This window comes from Pseudoalteromonas sp. RWi3, from assembly GCF_054960735.1.
The window spans coordinates 33,490-57,671 of record NZ_JBHNYL010000013.1 but is presented as its reverse complement, the minus strand read 5'-3'; the positions used below and the strand labels follow the sequence as shown (position 1 = coordinate 57,671).

Sequence of the window (24,182 nt, the reverse complement as noted above, 5' to 3'; positions counted from 1 at the left end):
AATGAAGACTAATTATTAGTCTTTTTGTGCATTTGCGAATGCAGCAGCCATTGCGTTTTCGAACACTGGCTCTTCTTTCTTAAGCTTCTCTAATGCTTCTTTCTCTTCTGCTTCGAAAAGAGCTTTAACAGATAAGCTTAAAGTGCGGTTCTTACGATCAACACCAACATATTTCACTTCGATTTCGTCGCCTACAGAAACAACAGAAGTTGCATCTTCAACGCGCTCTTGAGCGATATCAGCTACACGGATGTAACCTTCAACGCCTTCGATAAGTTCAACAGTTGCGCCTTTCGCATCAACTTCAGTCACTTTACCTTTAACAATAGCACCTTTTTTGTTTGCATCAAGGTAGTTATTGAATGGGTCAGCTTCGATTTGCTTAACACCTAGAGAGATACGTTCGCGCTCTGGGTCAACTTGCAATACGATAGCAGTGATTTCGTCGCCTTTCTTGAATTCACGAACAGCGTCTTCGCCAGGTGTATTCCAAGAAATGTCTGAAAGGTGTACAAGACCATCAATACCACCGTCAAGACCGATAAAGATACCGAAGTCAGTGATTGATTTGATCTTACCAGTAACTTGGTCGCCTTTGTTTTGTAGACGAGCAAATTCCTGCCAAGGATTAGCAATACATTGCTTAAGACCAAGAGAAATACGACGACGTTCTTCGTCGATTTCAAGAACCATAACTTCAACAGTGTCACCTAGTGAAACAACTTTTGAAGGGTGGATGTTCTTGTTAGTCCAATCCATTTCAGAAACGTGTACTAGACCTTCAACGCCTTCTTCGATTTCTACGAAGCAACCGTAATCAGTAAGGTTAGTTACACGACCAGAAAGTTTAGAACCTTCTGGGTAACGACCAGCGATAGCTGCCCATGGATCTTCGCCAAGCTGTTTAAGGCCTAGAGATACACGAGTTTTATCTTTGTCGAATTTAAGAACTTTAACTGCGATTTCGTCGCCAACATTAACGATTTCTGAAGGGTGCTTAACACGCTTCCACGCCATATCAGTGATGTGTAGTAGACCATCAACACCGCCAAGGTCAACGAATGCACCGTAGTCAGTAAGGTTCTTAACGATACCTTTAACTTCTTGGCCTTCAACAAGGTTAGCAAGAAGCTCTTCACGTTCTTGTGAGTTTTCTGATTCGATAACTGCACGACGTGAAACAACAACGTTGTTACGTTTTTGGTCAAGCTTGATTACTTTAAATTCAAGCTCTTTGCCTTCAAGGTGAGTTGTGTCACGTACTGGACGAACATCAACAAGTGAACCAGGTAGGAAAGCACGGATTGAATCAACTTCAACTGTGAAACCGCCTTTAACTTTACCGTTGATAACACCAGTAACAGTCTCTTGCTCTTCACATGCTTTCTCAAGACGGATCCACGCTTCGTGACGCTTCGCTTTCTCACGAGAAAGGATAGTTTCACCGAAACCGTCTTCGATTGCATCTAGTGCAACATCTACTTCGTCGCCAACAGCAACTTCTAGTTCACCAGCAGCATTTTTGAATTGCTCTGCAGGGATAGCACTTTCTGATTTAAGACCAGCATCTACAAGTACAATGTTGTTCTCGATTGAGATTACTGTACCTTTAACGATAGAGCCTTGCTCTGCTTCAAAACCCTTTAGGCTTTCTTCAAATAACTGCGCAAAATTTTCTGACATACGAATATACGTCTCATATATTTAATACCAATAAGCAACCATGCTGCATGGGGTTGTTAAAATAGCACTGGCATCCTGCTGGTGCATGTAAAATGTGTTTAACTTCTTTTCGGAAGTTTACCCTCAGAAATAGCAGAATCTAACAAAGTCATAACTTTATCAAATACTTGCTGAGCATTAAGCTCACTAGTATCAAGCTCAAGAGCATCTTCTGCAGGCACAAGCGGCGCAACTTCACGATTCATATCGCGATCATCACGTGCTTGAATGTCTTCTAATAGACCACTTAGTGTAACATCAAGACCACGTTCATTCAACTCAACATAACGCCTGCGAGCTCGTTCTTGTGCACTAGCGGTTAAATATATTTTTAGCGGCGCGTCTGGAAACACTACAGTCCCCATATCACGTCCATCCGCAATCAAGCCATTTTCTGTGCGAAACGCACGTTGGCGACGAAGTAGCGCTTCTCTCACTCGAGGTAAAGCAGCTACTTTTGATGCCGCTGCACCAACATCTTCGTTACGGATCGTTGTTGTAACATCTTCGCCTTCAAGAATAACTTTACCGGCGTTCGTATCACTATCAACTAAAAACTGTACATCTAAGTTGGCAGCTAAAGGCACTAAAGCCTCTTCATTATTCAAAGCAATTTGATGATGAAGTGCCGCTAAAGACAACACACGATATATCGCGCCACTGTCTAGTACATCCCATCCTAATTTATCGGCTAACAAGCGACAAACAGTTCCTTTACCTGAACCACTTGGGCCATCAACGGTGATTACGGGCATTAATAACGCCTGCATTTAAACCTCCTGCAATGCACACCAAAATAAAACCGCCGTATTATACGCCAGATATTAAAATAGATCCGCTTTTTGTATGTAAGTTTTTATGTTTATTGATTTGAATCTATTCACTTACACTTTCTAATACCTTGAAAAAGGTAGGAAACGTTTTATATGTGCACTTAGGATCGTTAATTGTTATAGCTTTACCACCTACCGCAACCATTGAAAAACACATCGCAATTCGATGGTCGTCATAGGTATCTATTGCTACATCATTGAACTGTTTAGGCGGTGTAATTTCAATATAATCTTCACCTTCAACAACATCTGCTCCTACTTTGCGAAGCTCTGTTGCCATAGCATGTAATCTATCTGTTTCTTTAACGCGCCAATTGTAAATATTGCGAATGGCCGTTGGTCCTTTTGCGAATAAAGCTACCGTCGCAAGGGTCATTGCAGCATCTGGAATTGCGTTAGCATCGATATCAACCCCATTTAGCTGCCCTTTACGAACAACTAAGCGCTCGTCATACCAATCAATTTTAGCACCTACCTGCTCCATCACTTTGGCAAAACCAATATCACCTTGAACAGACTTAGCACCGACACCTTTTATTTCAATTTCACCGCCCGCTATTGCGGCGGCTGCAACAAAATAGGAAGCAGATGACGCATCTCCCTCTACCATAATCCGTTCTAAAGCTTGATACTGCTGTGAACCTTTTACTTTGAATGTCTGATAATCATCATGGCTAACCTGTACACCAAAACGTGCCATAACATCTAATGTAATATCGATATAAGGCTTTGATACTAGAGTGCCTTTTATAGAGATTGTGGTATCACCGTTAAATAAAGGTGCAGCCATTAATAGCGCGGTTAGAAACTGGCTCGAAATACTGCCATCAATTTCTACTTGGCCGCCAGCTATTTCACCACCACAAATTTTCAGTGGTGGATAATCTTTGCTTTTTAAATAATTAACATTGCCGCCTAGCGATTGTAATGCATCAACTAAATGACCAATTGGGCGCTCTTCCATACGCGGCTCGCCAATTAACTCATACTCGCCCTTTACCGCTGCAAGTACTGCAGTTAAAGGTCGATATGCCGTTCCTGCGTTACCCAAAAATAAAGGCTCTGACGGCGTTAAAAACTCTCCACCAACACCTTGTACCGTTGCTATTGTTTTATCTTCATTAAGTTCGACATTAACGCCTAATAGCTTTAGGGCACCAAGCATATGGCGAATGTCATCGCTATCAAGTAAGTTTTCAACAACGGTAGTCCCTTTGGCAAGAGCAGCTAATAAAAGTATTCTATTAGATAAACTTTTTGACCCTGGTAATGTAACACTGCCATTAACGCGTGAAATAGGCTCTAAACGAAGTTGTTCCATTAACTGTTCTCCTTCGCAAATTTAGCCATAAAGTCCACCAAGGCTTGAACCCCTGCAAGCGGCATTGCATTATAAATACTTGCACGCATCCCACCTACAATTCGGTGACCTTCAAGCGCAACTAAACCTGCTGCTTTAGCCTGACTTAAAAACTGCTCATTTAAGCTTTCGTCATTTAGCCAAAACGGTACATTCATACGAGAACGACAATGTTTAGCGACTTTATTAGTGTAAAAGGGTGACTCATCAATAAATCCATATAGCAGCTCTGCTTTCGCAATATTTTGCTGCTCCATCGCTTTCACCCCACCGTTTTGCTCAAGCCATTCGAATACTTCAGCGGCTAAGTACCATGCAAATGTTGGTGGCGTGTTGTACATGCTGCCTTGTTTAACTTCAAGCGCATAATCAAATACACCTGGCTTAGGGAGTCCTTGGCGTTCAAGTAGGGTTTTGCGAACTATAACAATGGCAAGCCCTGAAGGACCTATATTCTTTTGTGCACCGGCATAAATTAAATCAAACTGGTTAACATCAAATTCGCGAGACAATATAGTTGATGACATATCAGCAACAATAGGCGCAGTTGGATGACTTGGCACATCAAAGACTTCAATACCGTCAATGGTTTCATTAGGACAATAATGAATATATGAAGCATCCTTCGGGAATAACCATTCACTGACTGGTTTTATTGAAAACTGCTCACTCGTATCATTACGTACATCAAGCTCATTAACTTGGGTAAACTTTACAGCCTCAGCTACAGCCCCTTTAGACCACACACCGTTTTCACAATAAACAGCGGCTTTGTCATCTAAGTGTAAGTTTAAAGGGACAGCGGCAAATTGACCTCGACCACCACCGTGCATAAATAGTACTTCAAACTCGTCGCTTATATTCATTAATCGGCGAAGGCTTGCTTCACATTTTTCAGTTAGTGCTAAAAACTCTTTACTTCGGTGACTTATTTCCATCACCGACACACCTAGATTTTGCCAATCAACAAATTCTTTTTGTGCTTTTTCCATCACAGCTGGCGGTAGCATTGCTGGACCCGCACAAAAATTATATATACTCATTACCTTTCCTCATTCCAGTAATTACTTTTTTATTTTCAATACAGCCATAAAAAAAGCGGCCAAAGCCGCTTTTTAAAAGTTAAAATTATTCTTCTGGTGGGTTATCACCAGCGTCATCATTAACTGTTTCGACAACTTCTTCGCTTTCGCCCTCGATAGCTATAAGCTCATCGATTTCGATCTCTTCGATACGTTGTAAACCAACTACTTGCTCTTCGTCAATAGTTCTTATCAAAATAACACCTTGGGTATTACGCCCAACAGTAGAAACCTCGTTTACACGTGTTCGAACAAGCGTACCACGATTAGAGATAATCATGATTTCGTCATTGTCGTCAACTTGTACAGCACCGACAACAGCACCGTTACGTTCACTCACCTTAATCGATACAACACCTTGTGTTGCACGACTCTTAGATGGGTAATCTTCAAGTAATGTACGCTTACCGTAACCATTTTCGGTCACTGTTAAAATAGCGCCATCAGTCTTAGGCACAATCAAGGATACAACACGTTGCTCATCGGCCATCTTGATACCACGAACACCTGTTGCGGTACGACCCATTGGGCGAACACCTTTAAAGCGGACTTCAGGGTTACCATCTTCATCAAGTACAGGGTTACCATTTTCATCAACAACCGCTGTCTCTTCGGCTTCTTTAAAGCGTACCACTTTACCTGCGTCAGTGAAGAGCATGATCTCATTGCTACCATCAGTGATATCTACACCGATAAGGCTATCACCTTCATTCAGGTTTACCGCAATGATACCGCTCGCACGTTGGCGACTGTATGCAGTCAGTGGGGTTTTCTTCACTGTACCAAATGCAGTTGCCATGAAGATGTATTTATCTTCTTCGTATTCACGTACCGGTAGGATAGCGGTAATACGCTCATCTGCTTCAAGTGGTAACAAGTTTACAATTGGCTTACCACGTGCCGCACGGCTAGCTAGTGGTAATTGATACACTTTAAGCCAGTATAAACGCCCTGCTGTTGAGAAACACAATATAGTATCGTGAGTATTTGCAACCAGTAAACGTTCAATGAAATCTTCATCTTTCATTTTCGTTGCTGATTTACCTTTACCACCACGTCGCTGGGCTTCGTAATCTGATAATGGTTGATACTTCACATACCCTTCATGAGATAAGGTTACAACAACATCTTCTTCGTTGATCAAATCTTCAAGGCTAATATCATGTGCTGCAGCGTTAATTTCTGTACGACGCTCATCACCGTATTGGTCTTTAATTTCAACCAACTCATCACGAATAACTTCCATTAAACGCTCAGGCGATGCCAAGATATGTAATAACTCAGCAATTAAATCTAATAACGTTTGGTATTCGTTTAAGATTTTTTCATGTTCAAGGCCAGTTAGCTTGTGTAAGCGTAGGTCAAGAATTGCTTGGGCTTGCTGCTCTGAAATATAATATTGGCCATCACGAATACCTAAGTCGTCCGCTAACCAATCAGGGCGTGCAACATTCGCTTCACCCGCTTTTTCAAGCATCGACTTAACATTACCCAATTCCCAAGGACGGGCTGTTAACGCCGCTTTCGCTTCAGCTGGTGTTGGTGATTTACGAATAAGCTCAATGATTGGGTCAATATTCGCAAGCGCGATAGCTAAACCTTCAAGCGTATGTGCGCGATCACGTGCTTTACGTAAATCAAACACAGTACGACGAGTGACTACTTCACGGCGGTGAATGATAAACTCTTCAAGCATTTCTTTTAGGTTGAAGCATTTAGGTTGGTTATTGATCAAAGCAACCATATTCATACCAAACACGGTTTGAAGCTGTGTTTGTGCATACAAGTTATTAAGAATAACTTCGCCTACATCACCACGTTTGATCTCAATAACGATACGCATACCGTCTTTATCAGATTCATCACGTAATGCGCTAATACCTTCAATTTTCTTATCTTTTACAAGTTCAGCGATTTTTTCAATCAAACGCGCTTTGTTTACTTGATAAGGAATTTCATGAACGATGATAGTCTCTCGACCTGATTTTTCGTCCACTTCAATTTCAGCACGAGCACGGATATACACTTTACCACGGCCAGTTAAATAGGCTTGTTCAATGCCTTTTTTACCGTTAATAATTGCCGCAGTTGGGAAATCAGGGCCAGGAATGTATTCAATGAGCTCATGAATAGTTAAATCTGGGTTTTGAATTAAAGCCAAACAGCCATTAATTACCTCAGATAAATTGTGTGGCGGTATATTTGTCGCCATACCAACCGCAATACCTGACGAGCCATTCACTAACAAGTTAGGAACTTTTGTTGGTAACACGTCTGGGATTTGCTCAGTACCATCATAGTTAGGTACAAAATCCACCGTCTCTTTCTCAAGGTCGGCTAGTAATTCATGCGACATTTTTGCCATACGTACTTCGGTATAACGCATAGCTGCCGCAGAGTCACCATCAACAGAACCAAAGTTACCTTGGCCGTCTACTAACATGTAACGTAAAGAAAATGGCTGGGCCATACGAACTATGGTGTCATAAACCGCACTGTCGCCATGGGGATGGTATTTACCAATTACGTCACCGACAACACGTGCCGATTTTTTATATGGTTTATTCCAATCATTACTAAGCTCGTTCATTGCAAACAAAACGCGGCGGTGAACTGGTTTTAAACCATCACGCACGTCTGGTAATGCACGCCCAACAATTACGCTCATCGCGTAATCTAGGTAGGACGTTTTTAACTCGTCTTCAATATTGACTGGCAGAATTTCATTGGCGAGATCAGTCATTTGATATCACATTCCTTCAGTATTAACTCTTAACGTACCATTTTAACGGTCTTCAGAGTATTTGTTGTTATTAAACGTATTCTAATAGACCATGCTATCACAATTAATTTAGATTTACAGGCGCTAAATCTTTGCGATTTATTAATTTAGCCCTATATAATGGCCTCAGATTGACGAGGAAGTATTTTATGACCGAACATCAAAATGTAGATAGTGCAGAAATTGCAAAGTTTGAAGCCATTGCCGAAAGGTGGTGGGATTTAGAGGGTGAATTTAAGCCTCTTCACGAGATTAACCCGTTACGGTTAGATTTTATCACCAACAAAACACAAGGCTTATTTGATAAGGAAGTGCTTGATGTGGGCTGCGGTGGCGGCATTTTAACCGAGAGTATGGCACGAATGGGTGCCAAGGCAACAGGCATTGATATGGGTCAAGAGCCTCTGACAGTGGCAAAACTTCATAGTTTAGAAACGGGTGTAGATGTAGATTACATAAAAGTACCTGCAGAAGAGTATGCCCAAGCAAACCCTGCTCGCTTTGACTTAATTACCTGCATGGAAATGTTAGAGCACGTACCCGACCCAGCTTCTATTATTCATGCGGTAGCTGCGCTTGCTAAACCTGGCGCAGATGTGTTTTTCTCAACTTTAAACAAAACACCAAAAGCGTATTTATTTGCCATTGTAGGGGCTGAAAAACTACTAAAAATGGTGCCTGAGGGCACGCATGACCATAAGAAGTTTATTAAACCGGCACAATTGATTGCTTGGGCTGAGCAAGCAGGTTTAAAAGTAAGAGCCAGTACTGGTCTCAACTATAATCCATTATCTAAACAATACACGCTCAATAACGATGTAAGCGTTAACTATATTCTCCATTTTGAGAAGCTTGCATAATGGTTATTTCAAACAAGCAGATCCACGATATAGATTATGAAGCCTTTATTTTTGACTTAGATGGCACGTTACTTGATACCGCCGACGATTTAGGAGCAGCACTAAACACAGTATTAGTGTCGCATAACTTACCCAAAGTCAGCGCTGATATATATCGTCCTGCAGCTTCTAACGGCGCGGTTGCGTTATTGCAAGCAGGCTTTGGTGAGCGTTGGCTTAATCAAGAAGACCAAAATGCGCTTCGCCAGCAACTACTTAGCGCTTACAGTGATAATATTGCTGTTCACAGCCGCTGCTTTGATGGTGTTGCGCAACTATTATTGGCACTTGAAAAGAAAAACATAAAATGGGGGATAATGACTAACAAACCCAGCTTTTTAACGATCCCACTGATTGCAGAGATTAAAGCGCTTCAAAATGCACAAGCAGTTGTCAGTGGTGACACGCTTGAGGTAGCAAAACCCTCACCTTTACCTTTGTTACACACAGCCGAACTATTAGCAGTAGATCCAAGGCGTTGTTTATATATAGGTGATGCCGAGCGTGATATTCAAGCTGCAAAAGCCGCAGGTATGAGCAGCGCGACAGCACTGTGGGGTTATGTACCTAGTGAATCAGACGCATTAGATTGGAATGCTGATTTTAATTGGCAAAGTCCAATTGATGGATTTAACCACATATAGTGTATTATTAGCATTAAAACACTATATATTGTGATTAGGCTAATTTTAACTCAAACTATGATGATAAAAAAAGCAGCCTAAATTTATTTTTGAAATGACTAAATTTAGTAGATCTTGAGTTGCTTTTTATAAATTTCATTTTAATCAAAAGGTCAAAGGTTAATGGCTACTAACACAATCATGTTATCCCAAACTTATCCACAAAGGGGCCCCTTTATGCCTCTTGCAAATGATCGCAGACCACACTATCTTGTGATCTAGAATTTGAAGAGCACCAGATATTGTGGCTAAATGTTATTCAATTAAATTCGATTTTAACCTTAATAAATAGAATAATAATTTTCTAAGACTATATTTCCCAAGGAATACAGGCAAAACTATGAACCAACAGCTATCTGTAAGCAAACGTGACGGCCGTAAAGAGTCACTTGATTTAGATAAAATCCATCGCGTCATTGCTTGGGCCGCCGAAGGTCTGAATAATGTGTCTGTCTCGCAAGTTGAATTGAAATCTCACATTCAATTTTATGATGGTATTCGTACTGAAGATATTCACGAAACAATCATCAAAGCAGCCGCAGACCAAATTTCTAAAGACAGTCCTGATTATCAATACTTAGCGGCTCGTTTAGCTGTATTCCATCTACGTAAAAAAGCGTATGGTCAATTTGAGCCACCTCGCCTTTATGACCAAATAACAAGACTAGTAGAAGACAAACGTTATGACGCACACCTACTAGTCGACTACACTGAACAAGAAATTGATGAGCTTGACAACTACCTTGATCATAGCCGAGACCTAAACTTCAGCTATGCTGCTGTAAAGCAGCTTGAAGGTAAGTATTTAGTACAAAACCGTGTAACAGGTGAAATCTATGAAAGTGCACAGTTTTTATATATCCTTGTGGCTGCAAGCTTGTTCTCAGATTACCCTAAAGAAACGCGTTTAGATTACGTTAAACGCTTTTATGACGCGGTATCGCAATTTAAAATTTCTTTGCCTACACCTATTATGGCAGGTGTGCGTACACCAACACGTCAGTTTAGCTCGTGCGTGTTAATTGAATGTGGCGATAGCCTTGATTCAATCAATGCAACATCTTCTGCTATTGTTAAGTACGTTTCACAACGTGCTGGTATTGGTATTAATGCCGGTCGTATCCGCGCATTGGGAAGCCCTATTCGCAATGGCGAAGCATATCACACAGGATGTATCCCGTTTTATAAACACTTCCAAACAGCGGTTAAAAGTTGTTCACAAGGCGGTGTCCGTGGTGGCGCAGCAACGTTATTCTACCCACTATGGCATTTAGAAGTTGAAAACCTACTGGTGCTTAAAAATAACCGTGGTGTTGATGACAACCGTGTTCGTCACTTAGATTATGGTGTGCAATTTAATAAGTTAATGTATTCACGTTTAATAAAAGACGATTACATTACATTATTTAGTCCATCAGACGTGCCTGGTCTATACGATGCTTTCTTTGAAGACCAAGATGAATTTGATAAATTGTATGTTCAATATGAACAAGACGAATCAATTCGTAAAAAGCGTATCAAAGCCATTGAGTTGTTTTCTATGTTTGCACAAGAGCGTGCAAGCACAGGCCGTATTTACCTGCAGAATGTTGATCACTGTAATACTCACAGCCCGTTTATTTCAAAAGTTGCGCCAATTCGTCAATCAAACTTGTGTTTAGAAATTGCATTACCAACTAAGCCATTGAATAACGTAAATGATGAAGAAGGCGAAATCGCTTTATGTACATTATCAGCGTTTAACTTAGGTGCAATTGAGTCACTTGATGAATTAGAAGAACTTGCTGAACTTGCAGTCCGTGCTTTAGATAACTTACTTGATTTCCAAGACTACCCTGTTCCAGCAGCTAAAAATGCAACTATGGGACGTCGAACGCTTGGTATAGGTGTTATCAACTACGCATACTACCTAGCTAAAAATGGTAAGCGCTATTCTGACGGCAGCGCGAATGCTCTGACCCATAAAACGTTTGAAGCTATTCAGTATTACCTTATGAAAGCATCAAATGAACTAGCAAAAGAGCGCGGTGCTTGCCCTAAGTTCAATGAAACAACGTATTCTCAAGGCATAATGCCAACAGATACATACAAAACTGACCTTGATAAGATTTGTGATGAACCACTGCATTTAGATTGGGATGCACTACGTGCCAGCATTAAAGAGCATGGTATGCGTAACTCAACATTATCAGCACTGATGCCATCAGAAACATCGTCACAGATTTCAAATGCAACAAATGGTATTGAACCACCTCGCGGTCATATCAGCGTTAAAGCTAGTAAAGATGGTATCTTAAAACAGGTCGTTCCTGAGTATGACCGTCTTAAAGATAGCTATGAGTTGTTATGGGATATCCCATCGAACCAAGGTTATTTGCAATTAGTGGGTATTATGCAAAAGTTTGTTGATCAAACGATCTCTGCTAACACTAATTATGATCCAAACAAGTTCGAAGGCGGTAAAGTACCTATGAAGGTGTTACTGCAAGACTTGCTTGCTGCTTACAAGCTGGGTGTTAAAACCTTGTATTATCATAATACCCGCGATGGCGCATCAGATTCACAAGATGATACAGCTGTTCAAGCGGAAGATGATGATTGCGCAGGCGGCGCATGTAAAATTTAAGCACTGTTTTTAAATATATTCATAGCGGGTTTTGCCCGCTTTGCCCTGTTAGTTTTTTGAGTGATCCTATGTCTTATACTACTTTTAGTCGAAACCATAATAACCAATTACAAGAACCGATGTTTTTCGGCCAAACAGTAAACGTTTCTCGTTATGACCAACAAAAATACCCTATTTTTGAAAAATTAATTGAAAAACAACTTTCTTTCTTTTGGCGCCCAGAAGAAGTAGATGTTAGTAAAGACCGCTTAGATTTCCAAGCACTACCAGAGCATGAAAAACATATATTTTTAAGTAACCTTAAGTACCAAACACTGCTCGATAGTGTTCAGGGTCGTTCACCAAATGTTGCTTTGCTGCCAATTGTCTCAATCCCAGAGCTTGAAACGTGGATTGAAACGTGGGCATTCAGTGAAACTATTCACAGTCGCTCATACACACACATTATCCGTAACGTGACTCAGTCACCAGAACTGATATTTGACGATATTGTAAGTAACGACAAAATCAGTGAACGAGCTGATGCCGTGACTAAATATTACGATGAGCTGATCAATAAAGTAGCTATCTACAATTTATATGGTGAAGGTAAACATGAGCTTAACGGTGAGACCGTTAATATTAGCTTATTTGAACTTAAAAAATTACTTTATCTAGCCATGATGTCTGTAAATATCCTAGAAGCAATTCGCTTTTATGTTAGTTTCGCATGTTCTTTTGCTTTTGCAGAGCGTGAGCTTATGGAAGGTAACGCAAAAATCATCAAACTCATTGCCCGTGATGAAGCGCTTCACTTATCAGGTACTCAGCATATTTTAAATATTATGCAAGATGGCAAAGATGACCCTGAGATGGCTATTGTTGCAGCGCAGTGCAAAGACGAAGCGATTAAAATGTTCGTTGATGCAGCAGAGCAAGAAAAGGAATGGGCTGAGTATTTATTTAAAGATGGTTCAATGATTGGCCTTAATAAAGACATCCTTTGTCAATATGTTGAATACATTACAAATGCACGCATGAGTGCAGTAGGACTTCCTACCCAGTTTGAAAATAATAGTAACCCAATTCCATGGATAAGCTCTTGGTTAGTATCAGATAACGTACAAGTAGCCCCGCAAGAAGCTGAGATTAGCTCATACCTTGTTGGTCAAATTGACTCTCAAGTCGATGCCTCTGACTTTGGTGATTTTGATCTGTAATGTCTGACAGTAACACTGTCAGGCTTGACCTTGCAGAGCACAGCCAGAATATTAACTTTGATTCTGGCTGCCCTTCCCTCTTAGCTTGTCTAGAAAACCACAAATTTGCCGTGTCATATCAGTGTCGAGAAGGATACTGCGGTGCATGTCGTGTAAAGCTCAAAGAAGGCCAAGTGGTTTATAATCAAGAGCCTTTAGCGTTCGTCCGAGAAGGCGAGATATTATTGTGCTGTTGCAAACCAGATGGTGATATAACATTAACGTTAGAATAATTTTTGGTAAATAAACTCAAACCGATTAGGTTAATTCCAAACAAATTCAGTAGTCTGATAGTAATGCGCTTCATCACTAATACTGACACTGTGTTGATCAATAGTGATATTCCAATACAAATTTCGGGTTAAATTAGACTCTAGTTTATCAATGAACTGCTTATCAATTTCTATAAAGTGGCTATTGGGTAATAAAGATAAACGTGGTTTGACCTCCGAAAGCCATGGACTTTGAGCAATCGTTAAGATAATTAGCTCATCAACAGTTTTTGCTACTTTTAATAAGCGGTGTAAATCAGCACTATCTACACACATCCATTTTTTATAATGCTCATCAAGTGCCTTGATGCTGACATCAGGCATAAATTTATTAAACTGATTATTCAGGCGAGCAGCATCATCGTATGACAAAAAACTGTAACCTAATAGCTTTAATATAAAGTGCTCTAACGTTTCACCCTTAGTCAACGAAGTTGTAAAGACTTCACTGTGATTACATTGTTGGCGCAAATCAGCAATTGTGAAACGAGCTTTGAATATTTGATTCTTATCACTCATAGTATCACCAAAAATTGAGCGTCTTTACTACAGTGTAGTTTACTTATTCAAAAATAGAACTATAAAGCTATGGTATAACATTATTGATATGACAACACGGTGTGTGTTATATTATATCACAACATCGAAACCAATAAATGTAGTAACTATGAACCGATACTCTATTCTCTCAGGCGCAATAATTTCAGCTCTTAGCTCGTATTCAGCTCAAGCGGCTATCGTTAATGGTCACGTCGTTGACCCTAATAACCAGCCGATTGCTAATGCAGATGTGCATATTCACGGCAAAACACAATCAATAAAAACTGATTCAAATGGTAAATTTAGTATAGATATTGATGCAAAAAGCCAACTGCATATCAGTAAAAATAACTTTGTTGATGCACGCCTTGCTGTCGATGAAGATAGCGAATCAATCAATGTTACATTAGCCCCTACTTCTGTAGAAACCGTTGTTGTGTATGCCTCTGCTTTACACAAAAATAGTCTTGAAATGATTTCACCTGTCAATGTATTAGCCGGTGATGAACTAAAAAACAAAGCTAAACCTACTTTAGGCGAAACACTTAAAGGTTTACCGGGTGTTAATGCAAGCTACTTTGGACCTGTTTCATCAAGCCCTATTATTCGTGGATTAGATGGACCGCGCGTTAAGATCACACAAAATGGTTTAGACAGCAGCGATGCTTCTCGAATTGGCCCTGATCACGCTACATCAAACGACAGCCTATCGGCAGAACAAATCGAAGTACTTAGAGGACCTGCTACCCTTTTATATGGCTCAGGTGCAATAGGTGGTGTCGTAAATGTAGTTGATAACAGAATACCTACAGATAATATTGACCAATTAACAGGTGCTGTGCAATACAACCACGACACAGTTTCAAATGCTAATACATATGTAGCAAAGCTAGAAACTGGCCATGAAAACTTTAACTTCCACTTTGATGGCACAAAAAGAATGGGGGATGATTACCAAACACCTCGCTTTGAGCTTCCAGAAGAAGGCCATGAAGAGCACCATGAGCATAAAGAACATGAAGAAGAAGCCCATGAAACAGCTACATCTGTTGCAAATACCTTTATTGATAGTCAAACAGTTAACTTTGGTACCAGCTATGTAAGTGAACATTTAACAATGGGCGTCGCATATGGTCGTATTGAAACAGATTATGGTATACCTGCACATGAGCATCATGGTCATGATGAGCATGATGAGCATGATGAACATGATGAGCATGATGAACATGATGAACATGATGAGCATGATGAAGAAGCCGTTTATGCACGCGTTGAACAAGACCGCTGGCAAGCACTAATCAGTTACGCACTTCATAATAACTGGATTGAAACTATAAACCTTCGTCTAGGCTATACAGATTATAGTCATGCCGAAATCGAAGATGGCAAGATTGGTACTATCTTTAGTAATGAAACTACGGAAGCACGCTTTAATGTCGAACATAAACTTGGTAATTGGCACGGTATCGCTGGCTACCACTTCAGTGAGTCTGACTATGATGCCAATGGTGAAGAAGCGTTCACCCCAGCGAGTAAAACAACAACCAATGCCCTATTCATTCTTGAAGAACAAATGATTGGCGATGTCACCGTTGAATTAGGCGCCCGTGTAGAAGATTATACTATTGATAGTAATATTATTTCCCGTGACCATGACCATGACCATGATGAAGGTGAAGACCACCATGATGAAATTGAAGAAGATCATGATGAAGTAAATGCATACAGCAAAAGCTTTACTAACTTAAGTGCCTCTGTTGGTGCAATTTGGCAATACACACCAGGTCAAAGTGTTTCTTTGAGTGTTTCACACTCACAGCGAGCACCACTATCGGCTGAACTACTCTCAAATGGACTTCATATTGCAACAGGTACTTACGAGCTTGGTTTAGGCTATGTAATTGAGGATGGAGAAGCACATTTTGAACCAGAAGATATTAAGCAAGAGACAGCCAACAACTTTGATTTAAGCTTTAGGCAGTTTAGCGGTGACTTTGGCTATACAGTAAACTTTTTCTACAATGATATTAAAAACTTTTACTATCAAAAAAGTACTGGTTTGATCTACGACGAAGATCATGGCTTTGAAGAAGTCCAAACAGATCACGAGCACGAAGATGCGCTTGCTGTTTACCAATTTGTTAGTAAAGATGCTGAACTATACGGTGTTGAGTTTGACGCTCATTATCAAGTTAACAGCAATGCCATGGTAAAGGTATTTGGTGATTCAACAACTGCTAAGCTCAAAGACGAGAACTTACCTCGTATACCTGCAAATAAGTTAGGCTCTGAGTTGCAATATACACTTAATGATTGGCAATTCACACTAACAGGCACTCATTACTTTGAGCAAAATGATATTACTCAGTATGAAACAAAAACTGAAAGCTACTCGCTCTTTGATGCGCAAGCTAACTATCAACTAAGTGTTGGGCAAATAGATACACAGCTTTATATTAACGTTGATAACATCACCGATGAACTTGGTTTTGTTCATAGCTCATTTATTAAAGAAAAAGCGCCGTTACCAGGTCGTAACTTTAGTATTGGTGTACGCGGTTACTTCTAACCAAAACACTGTTAACCCAGTGTGTATAATGACTGGGTTAATCAAAAATTAAGCATAAAAAAACCACTCTTAAATAATTAAGAGTGGTTTTTTATTATGAGCATTAAACGCTCATAAAAAAGCTATTAAAGAATAGCGTGTAACTCAACATCAAATACAAGAGTTGAGAAAGGTGCGATTGCAGCACCAGCACCACGTTCGCCATAAGCAAGCTCATGAGGAACATAGATACGCCATTTAGTGCCAACAGGCATCATTTGTAGCGCTTCAGTCCAACCTTTGATTACACCACCAACTGGGAATTCAGCAGGTTGACCGCGCTCGTAAGAGCTATCAAAAACGGTACCATTGATAAGAGTACCGTGGTAATCAACACGTACTGTTGATTCAGCTGTTGGCTTTTCGCCTTCACCCGTTGCTAGAACTTCATATTGAAGACCAGACTCAGTTACAGTGATTTCAGGGCGCTTTGCATTTTCTTCTAAGAATGCGATACCTTCAGCAGAAAGTACTTTTGACTCTTCTTCACGACGAGCTTGGATTTCAGCATTGATTTTTTCGAATGCAGCTTGGATCTCAGGGATCTCAACTTGAAAATCACCGCCTGAGTAAGCATCTTTCATGCCTTCAAATACTGAATTTAAGTTTAGGCCTTCAAAAGGGTTCGCTTTAAGTTGCTCGCCCATTTGTAAACCAATACCGTAACTTGCTTTTTCAGCATCTGTAGTAAAATTATCTGACATAATGTGTTTCACGTTTTTATGTACCAGCTTAGTGTGCACTGATACCAGTTAAAAGACGCGTCTATGCTAACATAAATAAAAACGCTTTTGGGCCTAGTTTTTATTGAGTTTTCGCTTTATTAGGGTCATTCCAAAGGTAAAGACTGGCAAGCTGATTAATATTCCCCCAAGCAGTTCTTGACTTAATAAAGCATGCGTACCTACAAACAGGATTGGCACAACAATCAAACCAACAACACCGATTATTAAAGCAGCAATAACGGGCCAATAAGCATCATATTTTGTAATTAAGTGGGCACTTAATAAATTAAAACCCAAGCAATAAAGTAAAGATGTGATTAAAGGTTGATCAGGCTGCGCATCCAATGCCATTTTGACCAGTAAATTAATTGCACTGTGATAACAATATGCAAACACAACCCACAATAAACTGTGTTTTAAGATCCGCTGAAATGTATTTAATTGACGAGGCTCTGACATACTAAACTCCAGATAGCAAAAAGCCGCCCAAAAGGCGGCTTTTCAAATATGGTGGAGAGATAGGGATTTGAACCCTAGAGGGGCTACAAACCCCTGCCGGTTTTCAAGACCGGTGCATTCGACCACTCTGCCATCTCTCCGTACGGCGCGAATAATAGGCCGAAGCAGAACAGTTGTAAACCCCTAAAAGTAAAATAAATAACAATTAAACAGGTTGCGAATAAAATTCAATCAATAATATTGCTTAGGGCGTTTAGCTATCCACGAACATACTAAACACACTAATAGACTCAGTGTTGCAAAACTTAAGCACTGAAATATTAAATCAAAGCGACTTAAATCATCGCTAGGCATTATAACAAGCACAAACGCAGGCAAAATACTTAACATTAAAACGTAGCAACACACCTTAAAAGCGCGGCCAAAGTCAAATCGCTTGCTTCGCTGCATCCACCAAGTAAGAACCACAAGAATTGATACAGACGCAATTGCGACTAAATGAGGTGTTTGAGTGTTAAAAGCAGTATATAAAGTCAGCACCGCTCCCACTACACCCCAGAGTGACCACGTTAGCCATTGTTCTTTTTCACGTAAAAATAAATTTCCCATTGTTCTCGTCTTCTTTGTTGTTTTTGTTAAGACGTTCCATACAGTAGCAAAAACCAACAGATTAAAAAACAGACTGTGAAGAAAAATACTTTAAGTGTCCTTACATTTCTTACAGTGAGCAGTAATAAGTAGCTTAATAACTGCGACCTTAATCTAATCTGACTAAACAAAGAAGGTAAAGTTCAATTTGTCTATTATAAATATGTAAAAAACTGTTCTGGCTTATGTTTGGCTGATTTTTTACACTCTACAGCGGGCGTACCCAAGTATAAATACCCAACTATTTCGTCTTGTTCTGTCAGCCCTAACGCTTCTTTGACGCTTTTGCTTTGTGCAAAGTAACCTGTACGCCATACACCACCTAATCCTTGTGCAAAAGCTGCTTGTTGCATTGCAAGTACTGCACACCCTGCACTTTGAACTTGTTCAATACGAGGAACTTTAGGGTGCTGTTTATATTTTGCGATAGCAATAATTAACATTGGCGCTCTTAAAGGTAACTCTTTTGCTCTGTTAATTACTTTCTCTTCTTGTTGCTCAGAAATAGCACTTTGATAATAGATTTCACCTAAACGGCTTCGTCCGTCTCCAGTCACAACAATGAACTGCCATGGAGCGATGCATCCATGATCAGGTACTCTTAATGCAGCTTGCTTAATAATTTCAAGCTGCTCGCTAGTTGGCGCAGGTTCAACTAGACGTGGGTCAGATTGCCTTGTTAATAAAAGCTCGATAGCATCCATAATTTTTCTCGTATAAAAAAATATAGCATACCATCTATAGCTAATGCCTAGAAAGGGTGTTGTATTTAAGTTTTTTAATAACCTAGACCTTTGACTAATCCCAACTTGTTCACGCTTGCTTTACTCTAAGCACTCAATATTTAGTGCTTTGCAAAAAGCCGTATTTAAGTTTGAACAAGCGCAATGTTTATGTTGCCGGAGAAGTTATGACAACGTCAAAGCAAAATACTATTTTAAAAAAAGAAAACCTTGAGGGCACACAAGATAACGTGTCTGCTAGCTACCAAAGCTTGCATAAGCCCAGTTCACAATTTCCCACTCGCGACGAGTACCTTGAACACGAACTGCAAATAATGCAGCCAAAACGCTGGCGGCCTAATCTTCCATTTAGAGATTATCGTTTTGAATTTGAAGACACCATTCCCGCAATGGCAGGCACTATTGGTAAAGTCGTCATGGTGGGCGCTATTGCCGCAACATTTGCTGCGCCTTTAGGTTTAAGTGATGCATTTGTACTTGAAAATGTCCGCTATGAATTGTTGATTGTCGCGCTATTTATTATTTTATTTTCTGGCTTTATATTACCTACAGCCAACTTGGCTGGTACACATGGCCCATTAATTCCACTTATTCCGATTGTAGTTGCTGCAGGTGGCCACCCTATGGCATTTGGTCTATTAATAGGTGCTTTTGGTTTTATTCTTGCGATCAGTAAAGGCGGTAGTTTACTCGCACGTTTAACCAGTAAAGGCGTATGTGGCGGGTTGCTGCTTTATCTTGGCTTCATCGGCACATTATCCCAAGTCAAAAAGTTATTTGCATGGGCTGAAAGCATCAACATGAGCCATATTGCATTTATTGTTATCCTTACCACCATATTACTTTATGCACTTTTAGAACATTTTAAAAAGCGTTGGTTAGCAGTGCCATTGAGTTGCATTATTGGCGGAGTCACTGCATTTGCCTTAGGCGCGCCATTTGAATTTAAAACCGCACCAGGCTTACCTAATATGAACCCAATGTATTGGTGGGGCGAAAACACAGGTTGGATGCTTGGTTTACCGACACTGGAAAGTTTTGTAGTTGTGCTACCTTTTGCAATTTTAGCTGTTGCAATGTGGTCACCGGATTTTTTAGGACACCAAGTTTTTCAAAAAATAAGCTACCCTCAACGCACTGAAAAAGTACAAATGAATATTGATGATACAATGCTCAGTGCTTCCGTTAGACAAACATTTGGCTCTATTTTAGGCGGCTCTAACTTTACCTCATCATGGGGGACTTATATTGTTCCTGCCGCTATTGCTAAACGCCCAATCCCCGCCGGGGCAATTTTAACAGCTTTATTTTGTATTATAGCTGGCGTATGGGGTTATCCGATGGATTTGGCTATTTGGCAACCCGTGTTGTGCGTTGCTTTAATTGTTGGCGTATTTATTCCACTGCTCGAGGCTGGAATGGAAATGACCCGAGAAGGTAAGACAACCCAATCAGCAGCTATTGTGGTATTTGCATCTTCCTTAGTAAACCCTGCATTTGGTTGGTCACTTACCATGTTACTTGATAACTTAGGCCTTATAGGCTGTAAAGAGCGAAGTGCAGATTTAACACCTATGAGCCGCTGGAAAATTCCATTATTAATGTTTGTACTTTTAACGAGTGTCATGGCCATGGTAGGTATGCTACCTGGTATTCCTGCTCTTTTAAGTAGTTTTAGACACTAAATACAAAAAGCAGCAAGGTAAACTTGCTGCTTAAAAACTACGTAGCCTTAGTAAGCAATTAACCGCAACCCTATTAGTACCAACATGACAAAATTAGCGACTACACCCACTAAAAAAAAGTAACTTCGTGGACTTGGGTTCTTTTCTGTGGCAATAACATAATAAAGCGTCATATGAATTAAGCGTGAGATTACATAAACCCACATACACATAGCAAATATTCCACTGTGATAACCCATTGTGAAAGCAAACAATACACAGCCTAAAAACAAAGCACTGTTTTCGAGAGTATTATGGAACGTTCTGTGCGCTCTAAAAACAAAGCTTTCATGGCTTAAATCAGCATCAAGTTTACCAGGCACTGCATTGTCTTGACTTGCCTTACTAAAAGTAGCAACAGCCCATTGTACGAAAATCATAATCAAATAGATGTAAAGTGCAAAATATGCAGATAGAGCAAGTTCAGTCATTGTCATTCCTATTATTTTTGAGGTAAACAATATGAGCAAAAAACAAGCCAAACATAACCCATTGAATAGTAGCAACTTTAAATTTTGAAAATCTTTTTAATGTAAATAGTTACCGTCAACCTATAAAATCTACATAAGGTTAAGCATTATTTAATCACTGAAATTTGCATCTCTAAACTGATAATACTCATGTAATGCTTTGGGGACAGATACGTAAGGGTTTTTATTGTGGCCAGCGCCTTCACTATAACTAAATTTCCACGTTATAGTGTGCTCTTTATTTTGCTCTAGTGCGGCTATTAAGCCTTTAAATGATCCTGTGATGATTGGGTTTTCATCTGCACCTAGACTTAAATATAAAAAATTATCGGCCTCATTGAGCGCAGATAGACTTTTAGCAAACTCATTTACCACAACGCTGTCGTCGTACCACGCCGCCGGGCTAAAGGCAAAATAACCATCAAACAGCGCAGGCTTTGTACTCAATGTGTATAACACAAAACTACCGCCTGCTGAAAACCCAGTTAAAATACGATTATCATTTAAGCTGTAATTAGCCTCTAAAAAAGGCAGTAACTCTTTTTCAATAAATGATAGAAATACATCGGCTCGACCAAATATCGCAGGGTCATTTTCAAACGCTGGTCGAGCTCCAATACTAACCTCTTTACGGGCATATGGCGGAACCAAATCGCGATTACGGGTATCTGTCCAAAATTGATTTGGCAATGCAACTAAGATTGACCCCCTCGGCTATACCTTGCTCGGCATATATAGTTAACGTGTTATGCCAACGGCTAAGGTTGAAGTTACCGTCCGTTTTTATAATTAATGGGTAAGTTTTACTAGGATCATAATTGGCTGGTAGTCGAATGAAAAACGTTCTGTGTTCATCTAGCAGCGCAGAATATAAGGTATGATCTTCAAACTCAGATGCGCTATTTTTTTAAATAAGCACGGGTAGTTAGACCCAATGCAATCACAACGATGCACCCAAGGGTTATAAAAAATATTTTGTGTTTAAGCGCCATGTTAAGTTCTATTTTAAATTTTATATTAATTAATTTAAAACAATAACTTAATCATGTGAATAGAAGTGTTTTATAAAAGTGTAAGCAAACATGTACCTTCGCCAGAAAGAGAATTAAGCAATGAAGCACTCTGCTTCATTGCTTTGTTTTAGTACTTTATCAATTTTAAAAAAGTGATGCATTTAACCATAAATGTAGTGCGATACTTGCAGCGTAACCAAGTGCAATAACTGGAGCCCACTTTAAATGACCAAAGAAGGTATAATAACCGCGCGCTTGACCCATCAATGCCACCCCAGCCGCTGAACCTATCGAGAGTAAACTGCCGCCAACACCTGCGGTCAGGGTGATTAAAAGCCACTGCCCGTGAGACATATCAGGTTGCATTGAGAGCACAGCAAACATAACAGGAATATTGTCTATCACAGCCGAAATAACACCTAAAAATATATTAGCAGATGTCGCAGACCAGTTACCGTAAAGCATTTCAGACATCAGGTTTAAATACCCTAAAAAGCCGAGCCCGCCTACGCACATAACAATACCGTAAAAGAATAATAGCGTATCCCACTCAGCACGTGACACCTTACTAAATACGTCAAACGGTACAACACTTCCCAGTTTAGCTAAACGATCATTATCACCAATTTGTTCAGCGTGTGCCTTTTTACGTGCTAATGAACCAGGCAACGTCATTCTTAAAAAATAACCAAAAAATTGCAAATAACCTAATCCCATCATCATACCTAGTACCGGCGGTAGGTGTAAAAAGCTATGACATGCAACGGCTGTTGCAATTGTTAATAAGAATAAAGTTAAAATGCGAAGTGCTCCTCGTTTTAGCTCTATTTCTTCGTACTGCGCTGAAGGCTGCTTATCAGCAACGTAAAAACTCATAATTGCAGCGGGTACCAGGTAGTTTGCTAATGAAGGGATAAATAGCACTAAAAACTCATTAAAATGAACAAGTCCTGCTTGCCAAACCATTAATGTAGTAATATCGCCAAATGGACTAAACGCACCACCAGCATTAGCAGCAATAACGATATTAATACAACTTAGATTTATAAATGGCTTATCACCCTCAGCAACCTTCATAACCACAGCACACATCAGCAGTGCCGTGGTTAAATTGTCAGCAATCGGTGAAATGAAGAAAGCTAAAAAACCTGTGATCCAAAACAGATTTTTATAATTGAACCCTTTTTGAATCATCCAAGAACGTAAAGCATCAAAGACTCGTCGCTCTTCTAATGCATTAATGTAGGTCATGGCCACTAACAAAAATAACATCAGCTCTGCAAATTCTAACAAATTATGCCTAAATGCAGATTCGGTTATAGCGGGTATATCATTTTTTACATAATAAGCGCCAATTAAAATCCAAATAAGACCTGCGGCAACGAGCACTGGCTTTGATTTACGTAAGTGGAGTTTTTCTTCAAGCATGACTACAGCATAAGCAATACAAAATATAAAAATGCACAGTATGCCGATGGTTGAGCTGGTTAGATCTAATTGTCCCTCACTCGCCCACGCTGGGGAGCAAAATAAAAGTAACACTAAGCTAAATAAATTAAAGCCTCGTAGTAAGTTTTTCACACGGTACGTCCTGTTTTAATTTCAAAAACGGTATTTTTATAACTATTTTTATTATTAATTCTTATGAATGATGAGTTGTTATAAAAAAGTTGCTGTAAGTTACCATGATTTAACGTTAAGGCAATTATACTCAAGTCTAAATATTCATAGTTAACTGCTATGTTTGCGATAAAT

General features: G+C 39.8%; 20 protein-coding genes and 1 tRNA gene. 7 read left to right on the top strand and 14 right to left on the bottom strand.

What is annotated here, in order from left to right; all coding sequences use genetic code 11:
- Positions 1 to 15 precede the first annotated feature (15 nt).
- The 5 genes from rpsA to gyrA form a co-directional block, all read right to left on the bottom strand.
- Positions 16 to 1,683, bottom strand: a complete 1,668-nt coding sequence (gene rpsA, locus ACFI4Z_RS15015) for a 30S ribosomal protein S1 (protein ID WP_058558687.1) — start codon at positions 1,681 to 1,683, stop codon at positions 16 to 18.
- A gap of 98 nt (positions 1,684 to 1,781) precedes the next feature.
- Positions 1,782 to 2,492 (bottom strand): (d)CMP kinase, encoded by a 711-nt coding sequence (cmk, locus tag ACFI4Z_RS15010; RefSeq protein WP_462671294.1) that lies wholly within the window; start codon positions 2,490 to 2,492, stop codon positions 1,782 to 1,784.
- Between the two features lie 106 nt (positions 2,493 to 2,598).
- A complete protein-coding gene (aroA, locus tag ACFI4Z_RS15005; protein ID WP_462671293.1) occupies positions 2,599 to 3,876 on the bottom strand; it encodes a 3-phosphoshikimate 1-carboxyvinyltransferase in 1,278 nt (425 codons plus the stop codon).
- On the bottom strand, positions 3,876 to 4,958 hold the full coding sequence (serC, locus tag ACFI4Z_RS15000) for a 3-phosphoserine/phosphohydroxythreonine transaminase (RefSeq protein WP_462671292.1): 1,083 nt from the start codon (positions 4,956 to 4,958) through the stop codon (positions 3,876 to 3,878). Before serC ends, aroA begins: the two co-directional genes overlap by 1 nt.
- Positions 4,959 to 5,043: 85 nt before the next feature.
- A complete protein-coding gene (gene gyrA, locus ACFI4Z_RS14995) occupies positions 5,044 to 7,740 on the bottom strand; it encodes a DNA topoisomerase (ATP-hydrolyzing) subunit A (protein ID WP_462671291.1) in 2,697 nt (898 codons plus the stop codon).
- Between the two features lie 188 nt (positions 7,741 to 7,928).
- On the opposite strand from gyrA, the gene ubiG reads away from it, so the two are divergent.
- The 5 genes from ubiG (at position 7,929) to yfaE (ending at position 13,458) form a co-directional block, all read left to right on the top strand.
- A complete protein-coding gene (gene ubiG / locus ACFI4Z_RS14990; protein ID WP_462671290.1) occupies positions 7,929 to 8,639 on the top strand; it encodes a bifunctional 2-polyprenyl-6-hydroxyphenol methylase/3-demethylubiquinol 3-O-methyltransferase UbiG in 711 nt (236 codons plus the stop codon).
- Positions 8,639 to 9,322 (top strand): HAD family hydrolase, encoded by a 684-nt coding sequence (locus ACFI4Z_RS14985; RefSeq protein ID WP_462671289.1) that lies wholly within the window; start codon positions 8,639 to 8,641, stop codon positions 9,320 to 9,322. The genes ubiG and ACFI4Z_RS14985 overlap by 1 nt, the downstream gene beginning before the upstream one ends.
- A gap of 379 nt (positions 9,323 to 9,701) precedes the next feature.
- Positions 9,702 to 11,987: a class 1a ribonucleoside-diphosphate reductase subunit alpha gene (gene nrdA / locus ACFI4Z_RS14980; protein ID WP_462671288.1), complete on the top strand. Its 2,286-nt coding sequence runs from the start codon at positions 9,702 to 9,704 to the stop codon at positions 11,985 to 11,987.
- A 68-nt stretch (positions 11,988 to 12,055) separates the two neighbouring features.
- Positions 12,056 to 13,186 (top strand): class Ia ribonucleoside-diphosphate reductase subunit beta, encoded by a 1,131-nt coding sequence (nrdB, locus tag ACFI4Z_RS14975; protein ID WP_099295944.1) that lies wholly within the window; start codon positions 12,056 to 12,058, stop codon positions 13,184 to 13,186.
- Positions 13,186 to 13,458 carry a class I ribonucleotide reductase maintenance protein YfaE gene (gene yfaE / locus ACFI4Z_RS14970; protein WP_462671287.1) on the top strand — a complete coding sequence of 91 codons (273 nt, stop codon included), beginning with the start codon at positions 13,186 to 13,188 and terminating at the stop codon, positions 13,456 to 13,458. The genes nrdB and yfaE overlap by 1 nt, the downstream gene beginning before the upstream one ends.
- A 30-nt stretch (positions 13,459 to 13,488) precedes the next feature.
- Here yfaE and ACFI4Z_RS14965 read toward each other — a convergent pair whose 3' ends face one another.
- The gene (locus ACFI4Z_RS14965; protein ID WP_462671286.1) at positions 13,489 to 14,016 is read right to left on the bottom strand and encodes a YaeQ family protein; all 528 of its coding nucleotides are present in this window, start codon (positions 14,014 to 14,016) and stop codon (positions 13,489 to 13,491) included.
- Positions 14,017 to 14,164: 148 nt separating this feature from the next.
- On the opposite strand from ACFI4Z_RS14965, the gene ACFI4Z_RS14960 reads away from it, so the two are divergent.
- Positions 14,165 to 16,606 carry a TonB-dependent receptor gene (locus tag ACFI4Z_RS14960; protein WP_462671285.1) on the top strand — a complete coding sequence of 814 codons (2,442 nt, stop codon included), beginning with the start codon at positions 14,165 to 14,167 and terminating at the stop codon, positions 16,604 to 16,606.
- Between the two features lie 125 nt (positions 16,607 to 16,731).
- On the opposite strand, the gene ACFI4Z_RS14955 is transcribed toward ACFI4Z_RS14960, so the two are convergent.
- From ACFI4Z_RS14955 to ACFI4Z_RS14935, 5 genes are all read right to left on the bottom strand, one after another.
- On the bottom strand, positions 16,732 to 17,349 hold the full coding sequence (locus ACFI4Z_RS14955) for an FKBP-type peptidyl-prolyl cis-trans isomerase (RefSeq protein WP_394190720.1): 618 nt from the start codon (positions 17,347 to 17,349) through the stop codon (positions 16,732 to 16,734).
- A 93-nt stretch (positions 17,350 to 17,442) separates the two neighbouring features.
- The gene (locus ACFI4Z_RS14950; protein WP_462671284.1) at positions 17,443 to 17,829 is read right to left on the bottom strand and encodes a hypothetical protein; all 387 of its coding nucleotides are present in this window, start codon (positions 17,827 to 17,829) and stop codon (positions 17,443 to 17,445) included.
- Positions 17,830 to 17,878: 49 nt separating this feature from the next.
- Positions 17,879 to 17,969: transfer RNA gene (locus ACFI4Z_RS14945), tRNA-Ser, on the bottom strand.
- 91 nt (positions 17,970 to 18,060) lie between these two features.
- Positions 18,061 to 18,438 (bottom strand): hypothetical protein, encoded by a 378-nt coding sequence (locus ACFI4Z_RS14940; RefSeq protein ID WP_462671283.1) that lies wholly within the window; start codon positions 18,436 to 18,438, stop codon positions 18,061 to 18,063.
- Between the two features lie 194 nt (positions 18,439 to 18,632).
- The gene (locus tag ACFI4Z_RS14935; RefSeq protein WP_462671282.1) at positions 18,633 to 19,181 is read right to left on the bottom strand and encodes an NAD(P)H nitroreductase; all 549 of its coding nucleotides are present in this window, start codon (positions 19,179 to 19,181) and stop codon (positions 18,633 to 18,635) included.
- 206 nt (positions 19,182 to 19,387) lie between these two features.
- Here ACFI4Z_RS14935 and ACFI4Z_RS14930 point away from each other — a divergent pair, with 206 nt between their 5' ends.
- Entirely contained in the window at positions 19,388 to 20,905 is a 1,518-nt protein-coding gene (locus tag ACFI4Z_RS14930; protein ID WP_462671281.1) for a DUF3360 family protein, read from the top strand.
- 47 nt (positions 20,906 to 20,952) lie between these two features.
- On the opposite strand, the gene ACFI4Z_RS14925 is transcribed toward ACFI4Z_RS14930, so the two are convergent.
- From ACFI4Z_RS14925 to nhaD, 3 genes are all read right to left on the bottom strand, one after another.
- Positions 20,953 to 21,375 carry an MAPEG family protein gene (locus tag ACFI4Z_RS14925; RefSeq protein WP_394190710.1) on the bottom strand — a complete coding sequence of 141 codons (423 nt, stop codon included), beginning with the start codon at positions 21,373 to 21,375 and terminating at the stop codon, positions 20,953 to 20,955.
- A 150-nt stretch (positions 21,376 to 21,525) separates the two neighbouring features.
- Positions 21,526 to 22,104, bottom strand: coding sequence for an alpha/beta hydrolase (locus ACFI4Z_RS14920; RefSeq protein ID WP_462671280.1), 579 nt, complete (start codon positions 22,102 to 22,104; stop codon positions 21,526 to 21,528).
- A gap of 467 nt (positions 22,105 to 22,571) precedes the next feature.
- Positions 22,572 to 24,008 (bottom strand): sodium:proton antiporter NhaD, encoded by a 1,437-nt coding sequence (gene nhaD, locus ACFI4Z_RS14915; RefSeq protein ID WP_462671279.1) that lies wholly within the window; start codon positions 24,006 to 24,008, stop codon positions 22,572 to 22,574.
- Between the last annotated feature and the right edge of the window lie 174 nt (positions 24,009 to 24,182).

Excerpts from the sequence above, each read along its gene's own strand:
- ACFI4Z_RS14940 (WP_462671283.1), bottom strand. The coding sequence starts at position 18,438 with ATGGGAAATTTATTTTTACGTGAAAAAGAACAATGGCTAACGTGGTCA.
- ACFI4Z_RS14930 (WP_462671281.1), top strand. The coding sequence starts at position 19,388 with ATGACAACGTCAAAGCAAAATACTATTTTAAAAAAAGAAAACCTTGAG.
- rpsA (WP_058558687.1), bottom strand. The coding sequence starts at position 1,683 with ATGTCAGAAAATTTTGCGCAGTTATTTGAAGAAAGCCTAAAGGGTTTT.
- ACFI4Z_RS14960 (WP_462671285.1), top strand. The coding sequence starts at position 14,165 with ATGAACCGATACTCTATTCTCTCAGGCGCAATAATTTCAGCTCTTAGC.
- ubiG (WP_462671290.1), top strand. The coding sequence starts at position 7,929 with ATGACCGAACATCAAAATGTAGATAGTGCAGAAATTGCAAAGTTTGAA.
- gyrA (WP_462671291.1), bottom strand. The coding sequence starts at position 7,740 with ATGACTGATCTCGCCAATGAAATTCTGCCAGTCAATATTGAAGACGAG.
- nrdA (WP_462671288.1), top strand. The coding sequence starts at position 9,702 with ATGAACCAACAGCTATCTGTAAGCAAACGTGACGGCCGTAAAGAGTCA.
- ACFI4Z_RS14955 (WP_394190720.1), bottom strand. The coding sequence starts at position 17,349 with ATGTCAGATAATTTTACTACAGATGCTGAAAAAGCAAGTTACGGTATT.
- cmk (WP_462671294.1), bottom strand. The coding sequence starts at position 2,492 with ATGCAGGCGTTATTAATGCCCGTAATCACCGTTGATGGCCCAAGTGGT.
- yfaE (WP_462671287.1), top strand. The coding sequence starts at position 13,186 with ATGTCTGACAGTAACACTGTCAGGCTTGACCTTGCAGAGCACAGCCAG.
- ACFI4Z_RS14925 (WP_394190710.1), bottom strand. The coding sequence starts at position 21,375 with ATGACTGAACTTGCTCTATCTGCATATTTTGCACTTTACATCTATTTG.
- ACFI4Z_RS14950 (WP_462671284.1), bottom strand. The coding sequence starts at position 17,829 with ATGTCAGAGCCTCGTCAATTAAATACATTTCAGCGGATCTTAAAACAC.
- ACFI4Z_RS14965 (WP_462671286.1), bottom strand. The coding sequence starts at position 14,016 with ATGAGTGATAAGAATCAAATATTCAAAGCTCGTTTCACAATTGCTGAT.
- serC (WP_462671292.1), bottom strand. The coding sequence starts at position 4,958 with ATGAGTATATATAATTTTTGTGCGGGTCCAGCAATGCTACCGCCAGCT.
- ACFI4Z_RS14935 (WP_462671282.1), bottom strand. The coding sequence starts at position 19,181 with ATGGATGCTATCGAGCTTTTATTAACAAGGCAATCTGACCCACGTCTA.
- nrdB (WP_099295944.1), top strand. The coding sequence starts at position 12,056 with ATGTCTTATACTACTTTTAGTCGAAACCATAATAACCAATTACAAGAA.
- ACFI4Z_RS14985 (WP_462671289.1), top strand. The coding sequence starts at position 8,639 with ATGGTTATTTCAAACAAGCAGATCCACGATATAGATTATGAAGCCTTT.
- aroA (WP_462671293.1), bottom strand. The coding sequence starts at position 3,876 with ATGGAACAACTTCGTTTAGAGCCTATTTCACGCGTTAATGGCAGTGTT.